This is a genomic window from Ciceribacter sp. T2.26MG-112.2 (assembly GCF_900492205.1).
In the GTDB taxonomy this organism is placed as follows: Bacteria; Pseudomonadota; Alphaproteobacteria; order Rhizobiales; family Rhizobiaceae; genus Allorhizobium; species Allorhizobium naphthalenivorans_A.
This window is the reverse complement of the sequence record NZ_UEYQ01000004.1, coordinates 44961-57206: the sequence shown is the minus strand read 5'-3', so window position 1 is coordinate 57206 and position 12246 is coordinate 44961. Positions and strand designations below refer to the sequence as shown.

The 12246-nt window shown below is 63.4% G+C and carries 13 protein-coding genes; 2 read left to right on the top strand and 11 right to left on the bottom strand.

Features of this window, described 5'->3' with window-relative positions; genetic code table 11:
- Nucleotides 1–5: 5 nt before the first annotated feature.
- The 9 genes from kdpC to DYZ14_RS08215 form a co-directional block, all read right to left on the bottom strand.
- Nucleotides 6–575, bottom strand: a complete 570-nt coding sequence (gene kdpC / locus DYZ14_RS08255; RefSeq protein ID WP_154720222.1) for a potassium-transporting ATPase subunit KdpC — start codon at nt 573–575, stop codon at nt 6–8.
- A gap of 2 nt (nt 576–577) precedes the next feature.
- Nucleotides 578–2614: a potassium-transporting ATPase subunit KdpB gene (gene kdpB, locus DYZ14_RS08250; protein WP_154720221.1), complete on the bottom strand. Its 2037-nt coding sequence runs from the start codon at nt 2612–2614 to the stop codon at nt 578–580.
- Between the two features lie 11 nt (nt 2615–2625).
- Nucleotides 2626–4335: a potassium-transporting ATPase subunit KdpA gene (kdpA, locus tag DYZ14_RS08245; protein ID WP_154720220.1), complete on the bottom strand. Its 1710-nt coding sequence runs from the start codon at nt 4333–4335 to the stop codon at nt 2626–2628.
- Between the two features lie 19 nt (nt 4336–4354).
- Nucleotides 4355–4441, bottom strand: coding sequence for a K(+)-transporting ATPase subunit F (gene kdpF, locus DYZ14_RS24655; protein WP_104367965.1), 87 nt, complete (start codon nt 4439–4441; stop codon nt 4355–4357).
- A 450-nt stretch (nt 4442–4891) separates the two neighbouring features.
- Nucleotides 4892–5587 carry an ATP-binding cassette domain-containing protein gene (locus DYZ14_RS08235; protein ID WP_154720219.1) on the bottom strand — a complete coding sequence of 232 codons (696 nt, stop codon included), beginning with the start codon at nt 5585–5587 and terminating at the stop codon, nt 4892–4894.
- A gap of 9 nt (nt 5588–5596) precedes the next feature.
- The gene (locus tag DYZ14_RS08230; protein WP_154720218.1) at nt 5597–6769 is read right to left on the bottom strand and encodes an FtsX-like permease family protein; all 1173 of its coding nucleotides are present in this window, start codon (nt 6767–6769) and stop codon (nt 5597–5599) included.
- A complete protein-coding gene (locus DYZ14_RS08225) occupies nt 6766–8094 on the bottom strand; it encodes an HlyD family efflux transporter periplasmic adaptor subunit (RefSeq protein ID WP_154720217.1) in 1329 nt (442 codons plus the stop codon). The genes DYZ14_RS08230 and DYZ14_RS08225 overlap by 4 nt, the downstream gene beginning before the upstream one ends.
- A 59-nt stretch (nt 8095–8153) precedes the next feature.
- The gene (locus DYZ14_RS08220) at nt 8154–8645 is read right to left on the bottom strand and encodes a cytochrome b (protein WP_154720216.1); all 492 of its coding nucleotides are present in this window, start codon (nt 8643–8645) and stop codon (nt 8154–8156) included.
- A 60-nt stretch (nt 8646–8705) separates the two neighbouring features.
- Nucleotides 8706–9227 carry an EF-hand domain-containing protein gene (locus DYZ14_RS08215; protein WP_154720215.1) on the bottom strand — a complete coding sequence of 174 codons (522 nt, stop codon included), beginning with the start codon at nt 9225–9227 and terminating at the stop codon, nt 8706–8708.
- A 173-nt stretch (nt 9228–9400) separates the two neighbouring features.
- On the opposite strand from DYZ14_RS08215, the gene DYZ14_RS08210 reads away from it, so the two are divergent.
- Both DYZ14_RS08210 and DYZ14_RS08205 read left to right on the top strand, forming a co-directional pair.
- Nucleotides 9401–10126: a response regulator gene (locus DYZ14_RS08210; protein WP_154720466.1), complete on the top strand. Its 726-nt coding sequence runs from the start codon at nt 9401–9403 to the stop codon at nt 10124–10126.
- Nucleotides 10126–11511 (top strand): ATP-binding protein, encoded by a 1386-nt coding sequence (locus DYZ14_RS08205; RefSeq protein WP_232365474.1) that lies wholly within the window; start codon nt 10126–10128, stop codon nt 11509–11511. Before DYZ14_RS08210 ends, DYZ14_RS08205 begins: the two co-directional genes overlap by 1 nt.
- A 16-nt stretch (nt 11512–11527) precedes the next feature.
- Here the strand turns inward: DYZ14_RS08205 and DYZ14_RS08200 are convergent, their stop codons facing one another.
- Both DYZ14_RS08200 and DYZ14_RS24345 read right to left on the bottom strand, forming a co-directional pair.
- A complete protein-coding gene (locus DYZ14_RS08200; RefSeq protein WP_232365473.1) occupies nt 11528–12103 on the bottom strand; it encodes an urease accessory protein UreH domain-containing protein in 576 nt (191 codons plus the stop codon).
- Nucleotides 12103–12246: a hypothetical protein gene (locus DYZ14_RS24345; protein ID WP_232365472.1), complete on the bottom strand. Its 144-nt coding sequence runs from the start codon at nt 12244–12246 to the stop codon at nt 12103–12105. The genes DYZ14_RS08200 and DYZ14_RS24345 overlap by 1 nt, the downstream gene beginning before the upstream one ends.

Here is a 12246-nt window from a genome sequence, read left to right as displayed (position 1 = left end):
TCGTCTCACATATTCAGAGCATCGAGTTCCAGATTGAGCTCTAGCACATTCACGCGCGGTTCGCCGATGACGCCGAGTTCACGCGCTTGCGTCATCCGGTCGACCAGGGTCGCAATCGCTTCCTCGGCAAGCCCGCGGGCCTTTGCCACGCGCCCGATTTGGGCGGTCGCGAAATCCGGCGAGATATGTGGATCGAGGCCCGAACCCGACGTGGTCACCGCGTCTGCCGGGGACGCTACCAATAGACCGCTTGCCTTCAGCCGTTCGACCTCGGCCGCGACGCGGTCCTTGAGCTTGACGGAGGTTGTGCCGAGATTGGAGCCGGAGGAAGCGCCGGCATTGTAGGCGTCCGGCCCGGTCGCGGACGGTCGCGGCCAGAAATAGCGGTCGGATGTGAAGTTCTGGCCGATCAGGGCGGAGCCGATCACGTTTCCGTCCTTCTCGATCAGGCTGCCATTGGCGCGGGCCGGCAGAACGGCTTGGGCAATGCCGGTCACCGCCAGCGGATAGGCGAGTCCGGTCAAAGCCGTCATGGCGACGACGAAAGTAATTGCGGGGCGAAGATGATGGATCATGGTTACACCAGATGAAGAGCGCTGACTGCAAGGTCGATGACCTTGATGCCGGCAAAGGGAAGGATCAGGCCGCCCAGGCCATAGATGAGCAGATTGCGCCGCAGCAGCGAGGCAGCACCCGCCGGGCGGTAGGCGACGCCCTTGAGGGCGAGCGGTATGAGAGCCACGATGATCAGGGCATTGAAGATGACCGCTGACAGGATGGCCGATTGCGGCGAGGCCAGCCCCATGACGTTGAGGGTTTCGAGCGCCGGATAGGTGGCGACGAACAGCGCCGGGATGATGGCGAAGTATTTGGCGACATCGTTGGCAATCGAGAAGGTCGTCAGCGAGCCGCGCGTCATCAGCAACTGCTTGCCGATCTCGACGATCTCGATGAGCTTGGTCGGGCTTGAATCGAGGTCCACCATGTTGGCAGCCTCGCGGGCGGCCTGGGTGCCTGTCTGCATGGCAACGCCGACATCGGCCTGGGCAAGAGCCGGCGCATCATTGGTGCCGTCACCGCACATGGCGATCAACCGGCCGCCTTGCTGTTCGCGGCGGATGAAGGCCAGCTTGTCTTCCGGTGTGGCCTGGGCGAGATAGTCGTCGACGCCGGCTTCCGAGGCGATGGCGGCCGCGGTCACCGGGTTGTCGCCGGTCACCATCACGGTGCGGATGCCCATGGCGCGAAGAGCTGCGAACCGCTCCTTGATGCCGGGCTTGACCACGTCCTTGAGGTGGATGACGCCAAGCAGCCGGTCGCCATCGGCAACGGCCAGCGGCGTGCCGCCGCTGCGGGCCACCAGATCGACGGCGCGGCGGAAATCGGCAGGCGCATCGTCTTCGGTCAGGCCGGCGAATTTCAGGACGGCATCGACGGCGCCCTTGCGGAACTGTCGTCCGCCCTGATCGACACCCGACAGGCGGGTTTCGGCCGTGAAGGCGATGACCGCGTCGAAGCGGGCCTCCGGCATCGCAACGCCGAATTCTCCGGTCGCCAGCGCAAGGATGGACCGGCCTTCCGGCGTTTCGTCGGAAAGGCTGGCAATCAGTGCGGCCTCGGCCAGTTCCGTCTGCGTCACGCCGGGTGCGGCCAGGAAGTCGCTGGCCATGCGGTTGCCGAAGGTGATCGTGCCCGTCTTGTCGAGCAGCAGCGTATCGACGTCGCCGGCCGCTTCCACGGCGCGGCCAGAGGTGGCAATCACGTTGAATCGGACCAGGCGGTCCATGCCGGCAATGCCGATCGCCGACAGCAGACCGCCGATCGTCGTCGGGATCAGGGTGACGAGCAGGGCGGCCAGCACGGTGACGGAGATGACGGTGCCGGAATAGCCGGCCAGTCCCCAGATCGCCACGCAGACGAACAGAAAGACCAACGTCAGGCCCGATAGCAGGATCGACAGCGCGATCTCGTTCGGCGTCTTCTGGCGCTGGGCGCCTTCGATAAGCGCGATCATGCGGTCGACGAAGGAGGAGCCGGGCTGAACGGTGATCTTCACCTTGATCTCGTCGGAAAGCACCTGCGTGCCGCCGGTCACGGCCGAACGGTCGCCGCCGGATTCGCGGATCACCGGTGCCGATTCCCCGGTGATCGCGCTTTCGTTAACGGAGGCAACCCCCTCGATCACCTCGCCGTCGCCGGGGATCAACTCGCCTGCCGCGATGAGGACGATGTCGCCGATCTTGAGGCTGGACGCGGGAACGGTCTGGATACTGTCGTCAGACGACAGCCGGCGGGCCGTCAGTTCGGATTTGGTGCGCTTCAGGCTGTCGGCTTGGGCGCGGCCGCGTCCTTCCGCCACGGCTTCCGCGAATGTGGCGAAAAGAACGGTGAACCAGAGCCAGGCGGAGATCTGGCCGGAAAAGCCGGTTTCCGCCGCGCCGGTGACGAGGTCGCGCACGAAGAGCACGGTGACAACCGCGGCCACGACCTCGGTGACGAAGATCACCGGATTGCGCAGCAATTGCCGGGGATCGAGCTTCAGGACAGCGTCGCGCGCTGCCGGCAGCAGGATGGCAGGATCGAGAAAACCCGGTGCCTTACGGTCTTTTGACATGGACTGTTCCTTCAGAAGGTCTGGCCGGCGAGCATCGCGAGATGTTCGACGATGGGGCCGAGGGCAAGGGCCGGGAAGAATTGCAGCCCGCCGAGGATGAGGATGATGCCGATCAGCAGGCCGACGAACAGCGGACCGTCGGTCGGGAAGGTGCCGGCCGACGCAGGTGATTTCACCTTGGCGGCGAGCGAGCCGGCAATGGCCATGACCGGGACAACATAGGCGAAGCGGCCGAGCAGCATGGCGATGCCGAGAGTGGTGTTGTACCAGGGCGTGTTGCCGGTGAGCCCACCGAAGGCCGAGCCGTTATTGCCCGCCGCAGATGTATAGGCATAGAGGATTTCCGACAGTCCGTGCGGGCCGGCCGTGCCGACGCTTGCCACCGCGAAGGGCAGCATGGCCGAGACGGCGGTGAAACCGAGAATGGCGAGCGGCAGGACGAGGACGGCGAGCATGGCGAATTTCATCTCGCGGCCCTCGATCTTCTTGCCGAGGAATTCCGGCGTGCGGCCGACCATCAGGCCTGCCACGAAGACGGAAAGCAGCGCGAAGACCAGCATGCCGTAGAGGCCCGAACCGACGCCGCCGGGCAGCACTTCGCCGAGCTGGATGAGGAACATCGGTACCAGGCCGCCAAGCCCGGTGAAGGAACCGTGCATGCCGTTGACGCCGCCATCCGAAAGCCCTGTTGTCACCGCAGCATAGAGTGCGGTCATGGCCTGGCCGAAGCGGACTTCCTTGCCCTCCATGTTGCCGAGCGCCGGATCGACGCCAAGCGATGTGAGAATCGGATTGCCCTGGGCTTCCGCCCAATAGGTCACAGCGACGCCGGCGGTCAGCAGCACGGCCATGGCCGCGATCAGGGCCCAACCCTGGCGGCGATTGCCGACCATCTGGCCGAAGGTGTAGACGAGCGCCGCCGAAATCGACAGCATGGCGAAGATGTTGAGATAGTTCGACCAGGCCGTCGGGCTCTCGAAAGGATGGGCGGCATTGACGTTGAAGAAGCCGCCGCCATTGGTGCCGAGCTGCTTGATCGCTTCCTGGGAGGCGACGGGACCGAGCGCGATGACCTGCTGGCCGCCTTCCAGCGTTGTGGCGGTTACCGAGGCGTCGAGCGTCTGCGGCAGGCCCATGGCCACGAAGGCCAGGGCGACGACGATGGCGATCGGCAGGAGTACGTAGAGCGTGGCGCGGGTCATGTCGACCCAGAAATTACCGAGCGTCGAGACCTTGGACCGAACGAAGGCCCGGCTGAAGGCGATGGCGAGTGCCATGCCGGTGGCAGCCGACAGGAAGTTCTGCACGGTAAGGCCGGCCATCTGGGCGAAATGGCCGAGCGTTGTTTCGCCGGCATAGTTCTGCCAGTTGGTGTTGGTGACGAAGGACACCGCCGTGTTGAAGGCGAGATCCGGCGCCATGCCGGCAAAACCCTGAGGGTTGAGCGGCAAGTAGGCCTGCAGCCTGAGGATCGCGTAAAGAGCGAGGAAGCCGGCTAGCGAAAAGGCCAGCATGGAGACCGTGTAGGCAAGCCAGCCCTGCTCCTTGTCCGGCTGGATGCCGGCGAGGCGATAGAGACCGCCCTCCAAAGGGGCAAGGACGGGCGAGAGGAAGGTGCGTTCGCCGGAAAACACCTGCGCCATGTAAAGCCCGAGCGGCTTGATGGCGACGAGGACGGCGAGGAAGAGGAGGCTGATCTGCAGCCACCCGACAATGGTCATGGGAATACTCCTCGAAAAATCAGAAGCGTTCGGGTCGCAGAAGCGTGACCACGAGATAGACGCCAAGGGCGACGGCGACGAAAAGGCCGAAAAGAGGCTCAATCATGCTTGCCTCCGTCATAGCCGGTCGAGGGCGCGGGCGTAGAGTGCGAGAGCGAGAAGCGTGCCTCCGCCGAGCGCGAGGAAGATGAGGTCGGACATGTCCGTTTCTCCTGTTGATACGAATACAGGATTAAGGGTGCCTCAGGTCAGGCTTCGATTGAGAAGATGCGGGAGGGAAATAAAGAAAAGATAAGGATGCCCCTAACGGGCAACTATCGAACCATGGCCACTGATAGTCCCACTGCCGAGCAGGCTTCGTGCCGTCCGAACCGCATGCCCGCTTATTGAGGGGTGAGGCCGGCCACCGGGAACGACCGACATGAACGCGCATGCGGAAATCATTTCCGACAAGGGACCGACCGGAGACGGACAGCTTCCGGCTGTTCTACCCGCCAAGCAGACGCTGTCATTTTGTGTCAGAGCGAAGTGATCTCTCGGTTAGAGCGCTGACCGCTCAGCCCCGCTCCTCGATCTTGACAATGCGGCCGTCTTCCAATGTCAGGATACGGTCAGCGCGGTCGAGGATGCGGTTGTCATGGGTGACGAGCAAAGTCGTGGTACCCCGCGCCTCGCCCATGCGTTTCAACAGATCGACGACCTCGGCCGCACTGTCCTTGTCCAGTGCGGCGGTGGGCTCGTCTGCCAGCACCAGCGCCGGGCTGGAGACAAGGGCCCGAGCCACGGCGACGCGCTGTTTCTGCCCACCTGACAAGTTGGCGGGCAGGTAGGTCATGCGGTCCGTCAGGCCGACAAGGCCAAGTGCATGGCCGGCCGCGCGTTGCGCCACGCCGTCGGGCACGCCACCGTGCACCTGCACTCCCATCATTACATTCTGCGCCGCCGTCAGGCTTTCATGCAGGTTATGGGCCTGGAATATGAAACCCAGACGCCGGCGCAGCGCGACAAGCTGTGTCTGGGGTGCGCCGTTCAATTCGTGGTCCAGAAGCCGTATCGACCCATCCTGGACGGCTCGAAGGCAGCCGACCAGCGTGAGGACCGTGGTCTTGCCGGAGCCGGAGGGGCCCATCAACACGGTGAAGCTGCCGCGTTTCAACGTCAGGTTCACGTCGAACAGGGCTTGTTTCCGAACTTCGCCGCTGCCGAACCAATGGTTCAAGGCCCGTACTTCAACGATTGCGTCGCTGTCCATGGCAGCCTCCTAGAAGAGATCGGCAGGGTCGGCAGCGGCAAGCCGACGGGTGGCGATGGCGCCGGACAGGGCAGAAAACACGATGGTGCCGAGGAAGACCGTCGCCGCCATCGAGGGTGTCATGCCCAGTGGCAGGGTGGTTATCTTGCCCATGACTGTCAAAATGGTCGTCCCGACAACCAGACCGGGGATAAATCCCATGATCCCCAGCACCAGCGCCTCTTCGAAGACGATGCCGAGAAAGAACTGGGGGCCATAACCCATGGCCTTGAAGGTTGCGTATTCGCGCAGGTGGTCGGCCACGTCGGTGGACAGCACCTGATAGACGATCACGATTCCGACGAGAACGCCTATCAGCACGCCGAAGCCGAAGATGATACCCGTGGGCCGCTTGGTCTGCTGGTAGCGCAGGTCCTCTTGAGCTGCTTGTTCATAGCTGCGGATGCGCAGGGATGGGTCGGAGATCAGGGATTTCAGGCGCGTGATCACGGCCTCCGTCTGCGCGCCGGGACGCAGCGTCAAAAGGATATGGTCGGGCGCCGTGGAACTGCGCGTCGGAAACAGCGACAGGAAGGTCTGGTCCGAGACCAGCATATAGCCATCGCCACCAAACCCGCCTCCGCCGGCGAAAGTGGCGTAGGCGGTGACGGTGCGGCCCTGCGTTTCAAAGGAGAGCGGCGATTGCGGACGGATCGCGGAAGCTTCATCCTTGCTCAGTCCTCGGGCCAGCCGGTCGAGTATCGCCGCATCTTGCACCTGCAAGAGGTACAGATCGCTTGCGATATCGGTGGCGAGGAATTCTTTCTTGACCGGGTCCACGCCAAAGGTCGTCAGACTGATGTCCTTCTCGCCCCGGTCCCAGGGAACATTGGCGATCAAGAGACCCATGCCTGCGGAGACATCCGGATCACCCATTGCCTGTAGCAGCCATTGCCTTGCCACGTTGCCGCCATCGGTCAGGGTACTCGCGTCGCTGGCCGAGATCATGATATCCGCCTGGAAGAAGGCATAGGGTCGCAATGTTGCGGCACCCATCGAATTCATGATTCCAAGCTGAACGAAAACCAGCACATTGGCAAAGGCCACTCCGGCAAGTGCCGCCGCGAAGCGGGTGCGGTTATGGGTCAATTGCAGCCAGCCGATCGGCAGCCGCCCGAACAGGCGTTGCAGCAGGTAGCTCATGGATTGGCCCGTGCAGTGGTGTCAATGCGGGCGATGACCTCGAGATTGGTGAAGCGTGCGGCAAGTTCCGAGGAAGCGGCATCCAGCACCACCAGGACCTGGATCACGCGCGCATCCTTGTTTTCCGCTGCATCGTCCGAAATCAGTCCCTGCCGTCCCACGGTCAGCCCAATGCTGCCCACCCGGCCTTGCAGCGTGACACCAAGTGCCGGGGTGGCCAATTCCACCGGCTGGCCGACCAGGACAGTGCTGATGCGGTCCTGCCAGATCTCCACCTCGGCCATCATCTGGTCCGTGTCGCCCATGTCCATGATCCCGTCTGTGGGAGGTCGCTGTCCGGGCGTAACGCGGATGTCGAGGATTGTGCCTGCAATCGGGGCCACGACCTCGGCCCGTGCAAGATCAAGCTGCGCACGGGCCAGGTCGGATCGGGCGGCATCCACATTGCGGCTGGCTACGATCACGTCGGGCTGCTCGTCCAGCGTCACCGCCGAATACCGCTTCAACGTTGCCTCAGCGCGTATAACAGAAAGCTTCGCGCCCTCTGCCGCCGAGCGGGCGGCATCGAGCGTAGCCTGTGTGCCCACATCGTGCGAAACGAGTTCTGCCGTTCGCGCCAGCGTCGTCGCGGCTTCTGCCGCAGTGGCCACGGCTTGGTCAAGCGTGGCTTGTGCTTCGTTGCGGCTTGCCTCTATCGCGGCACGGGTCTGAATGAGGTTTGCTTCGCGAACGGCAAGGTTTGCCTCGGCCGTCAGAACCGCGCCTGCCAGAGCGGAGTGATTGTCGAGCCGCGCCAGCACGGTGCCCTTCTCCACACGATCACCCACGGATACGAGAATTTCGGCGACACGCGCATCCCCGGCGCCGTAGGGCGCCGCTACAACCGAGACATCGCCACGCGGCATCACGCGCGCCAACCCCACCACATCGGTGGGCAGCAGGGTTTCCGCCATCTTCGGCGGCAGCTCGATCTCGGGCGGCAGAGCAATGGGTGCATCCGAGCCGCCACCGGGTGTAAGGCCCGTCAGTGCGTAGAACTTCTGCAACCCCGTCGGCTGAAAGTACATTCCGAGCACCGCGCCCGAGAACATGAACACCGGGACCAGCAGGACCAGCAGATACCGCTTGCGAAACCAGCGGCGCCGACGAGCAGCTGTCGGCTCAGACAGTTTCAGATCAATCGGAAGGCTTTGCTCTTCGGGCGCTGACATGGCGGTCTTCTCTTTCTGTCGATCTTGGAAATTTGGATTGATGCTCAACCCGATTGAACCCGCTGCGTCGAGACGCTTCCAGCATGATGACCCATGACTGTTCTTGTCCAGCACATTCGCCGGGCTCCCCCGCCGGCGACCTTTAACGGTAGAGCCCCACTCGGTAGTCGCCGCTACTTTGCGGGGCGGAGCATCCGCACCATGACGTTGTTCTTCAGAACGATCCGGTGGAACGGAATGGCCAGCACATGCAGCGCGATCAGCGCCAGAAGGATAACCTTGAAGACGTTGTGGACCTGTGCGGCAACGGTGAAATCGGCGAGCCACGCCAATGCGCCCGAGACGGACATGATCGCCAACACCGCATAGAGGGCCCAGTGGGCGGCATGGCTCAGCACCTTGAGCGGCGCGGGTTTATTCTCGGGCGGTGGTGGCGCGCCATGTCCCAGACGCAGAGCCAGACGCCACAGGATGAAGACGAGGATCAGCCCGCCGCCCGCGACATGGGCCAGGATCAGTGGGTCGAAGGCATAGTCCGTGCCCTGCCGGATCGCATCCCAGGCGGAGGCGATGGAGTCCTTGAAGATATATTGACCGGCGACCAGGAGGGCGACGATCCAGTGGAGCGCGATCTGCGCTCCGGAATAACCTGTGGGATGTGTCATGGCTCTATCCCTTTGAATGATTGGGCGGGCACCTTTCGGCACCCGCTATCCCCTGTCTGGTTACGGTTTGGTCGAGGTTCCGGCATTGATGTCTGTCAAGCGGCCCATGCGGGCCATCATCTTCACGGGAAAGGTGATTTCCTCGGCGCTGATTTCCTTGTTGCCATCATCATCGAGCATGGCGAAGGGTCGCGCGGCCATGCCTTTGGTCACCTCGGAAAAGAGCGCGGCAAATTCCGCCTCGGACAGAGCGCCGCTCTTGTCGGCATCATGGGTGGCGAGCAGGGCGGATACACCGGCCTCTGCCTCCGCAGCCGTGACCTTGCCGTCCTTGTCGGCATCGAAAGCCTGGAAGACCGGATTTTCGGCAAAGCCGCTCATGCCCATCGGCCCATGGCCGGCGCGCTGGCCCATCCGGCCCGGCCCCCATCCCGTACCGTCGCCGCCCTGCATCATCATGCCTGGCGCATGGCCTCCCATCATGCCCCAGGGGCCGCCGCCCGCGATGGCCGGAATGGCCGCACCGCCGATGACTGCGACGGCGGCGATCGCGCCAAGAGTAAGGATCGTCTTGCGTTTCATGGTCTCACCTCTTCGGGTCTGTGTTTCGAATGAGACCAGGATGGAGGGGTTTTGTCGCAGAAGGATGCCGGGACGGAGCCTGAATTGTATCCGTCTGTCGCAAGGGCATGGATTGCGACAGACCGATACGCAAAATTCCTCCCGCTTGCTGCAACGGCAGGCTATCTAAGGACATGACCGATCTATCGCCCCATATCCTGGTCGTGGACGACCACCGCGAAATTCGCGATGCCGTGACGCGCTATCTGGAAAAGAACGGCATGCGCGCAACGCCTGCCCGCGATGCGGCGGAAATGGACCTGGCTCTGAAGGCCGGACGGTTCGATCTGATCGTTCTCGATGTGATGATGCCGGGCGAGGATGGGCTTTCCGCCGCGCGGCGCGTTTCTGCCAATGGCGGCCCGCCGATCCTGATGCTCAGCGCCCTGGGCGAGGAGACCGACCGCATCGTCGGTCTGGAAATCGGCGCTGACGACTATCTGGTCAAACCTTTCAATCCGCGCGAACTCCTGGCGCGGATCAAGGCCATCCTACGACGTTCGGACCGGCCCGAGCCCCTGGCCGGTACTCTTGGTGGGCGCAAGCTGGCCTTCGCAGGTTGGGTGCTCGACACCGATACCCGCGCCCTCACGCATCGGGACGGACGTGAAGTCAGTCTGACAAGCGCCGAATTCAAGTTGCTGACCATCTTTCTGGAACGCCCGCGCTTCGTGTTGTCGCGCGATCAGCTATTGGACCTGACTTCCGGCCGGGTAGCCGAAGTTTTCGACCGCACCATCGACAACCAGGTCAGCCGCCTGCGCCGCAAGATCGAAGATGACGCGGCAAGCCCCAGGATCATCGCCACGATCCGGGCGGGTGGCTACAGCCTTGCCACCGACGTCCGAGAGGTGAGCTGATGCGGCTTGCCCCTCGCAGCCTGACCGGGCAGTTGGCACTGTTGATCCTGGTCGCCTTCCTGGCAGCCCAGTTCATCAGTCTCTGGCTTTTCACGGGTGAACGCGGGACCGCCTTGCAAGCCAGCCTCAGAGTCGAAACCGCCGAGCGGGCGGCGGCGGTCGTTCTCGCACTGGAAGCCGCCGAACCGGACAATCGTCCGGGCATCCTTGCCGCGGCCCGCTCGCATCAAGCGCAATTCGAGGTGGGCGAGAGCGCGATCAGTTTGAAGGAAACTGAGCTACCGGCGGTCCGATCCAGGGTGACAGATGTGCTGGGAAGCCCGCGCGAGATTCGTGCCGAAGAAGTCGGGATCTCCCCGCGCGACGGCCGTCCCATGACGCCTCCTGCCGCGCTTGCCTGGTTGCGTGACCGGCTGCTGGCCGCAGGCGTGGCTCCAACCGAACTTCGCCTGTCCGTGCTCTTGAAGGACGGGACCTGGCTCAATGTCCGCTCCCGCAACGACCGCCGGGATTTCCAGCTCCCTCCGGCTATCCTGGGCACTATTCTGCTTTCGTTGGCGCTGATCATGGCAGCGCTCTGGCTTGGACTGCGCCGGATCACCGGCCCGCTGCGACACCTTGTTCAGGCGGCGGAAGAGATGGGGATCGACGGTCCGGCATTTTCCATGCCGCGCGGCGGGCCCGACGAGGTGCGCGCACTGTCCGACGCGATGGAGCGGATGCAGGCACGCATATCCGGCATGGTTGCCGACCGGACGCGAATGCTGGCGGCGCTCGGTCACGATCTTAGGTCGCCCATCACGGCGCTGCGCCTGCGGGCGGAGATGGTCGATGATGACGAGACGCGAGAGCGCATGGCAGCGACGCTGGATGAAATGCAGGACATGGTCGAGGCGACGCTGGCCTATGCCCGTGGCGTCTCGCCTGACCAGCCGATGGAACCGACGGACATTTCGCGACTGCTCCTGGATCTGGCCTCCGAACTGAGCGAAACCGGTCCGCAGGTGGTAACCGGCACGATGGAACCCGTCACCTTGCCGCTCCGGCGGACGCCCATGCGGCGCGCCTTGCGCAACCTGATAGACAATGCCCAGCGTTACGGGGGCGGAGCGGTCATTGGTCTCAGTCGAGTGGGCAGCGATGTCGTCATTTCCATCGACGATAAAGGACCGGGCATACCCGATGCGGATCTCTCCCGCGTCTTCGAGCCGTTTACACGGCTTGAACAATCCCGCTCTCGTGAGACCGGGGGTGTCGGGTTGGGTCTCCCCATTGCGAGAGCCATACTGCACGCGCATGGCGGAACGGTGGAGTTAACGAACCGGGCCGAGGGCGGCCTGCGGGCGACAGTCACGCTACGAGGCGTGCCTGCTCGGGAAGGATGACGCGGCTGAGATCGGGTCAGGCGATCGAATTTGGCGCAACTCCGACCATGACCAGGCCGGCTGATATCTCCAGCACTTTTGAAATGCGGCCCAGGCAATTTTCTTTCTCATTGAATGCCTTGTCAAAAGCGGCCCTGAAGGCGGTGGCGGCTATCGCCACAGCAGACAGTGTTGCGGCAACACCGGCGAGCATCAGCACGGCAAACACAAGGCCCAGTGCAGGCACCCCGCGAGCAGTCGCATAGGTCATGACGAACAGGGTCAGCGGACAGGGAATGAGACCCGCCACAAAGCCGAAGCTGGCTCCCTTTCGGCGCGCATGCCCGTGGCGCGCGGCACTCATGCCCCGCCAGATCATCCAGAAGCCGATCAGACCGATGAGGCCACGGCTCAGGTGCTCGAGCAGAGGCGAAGATCCAGGCCCAGAGCCGCCAAACATGTAATCGATGACCGGGAGCGACAGAAGAACGATCAGCACCGAGATGGAAATATGCGTTGCGGCGAGCACGAACGCGGTCAGTAGCGCATTCCGCATCCCACCCGACGAACCCGCCACATACGTCGCAAGCAGAAGCTTGCTGTGGCCCGGCATCAGGGCATGGACAGCACCCAGCACCAGCCCCAGGGCAGGAAGGCAAGGAATGCAGTAGCCCCGCCACCACCCGCCAATGTGCGCACATGCTCTCCGAAGGTGAGATAAGTCTCTTTCTGGAACTCGATGATCCAGGCCAGCAT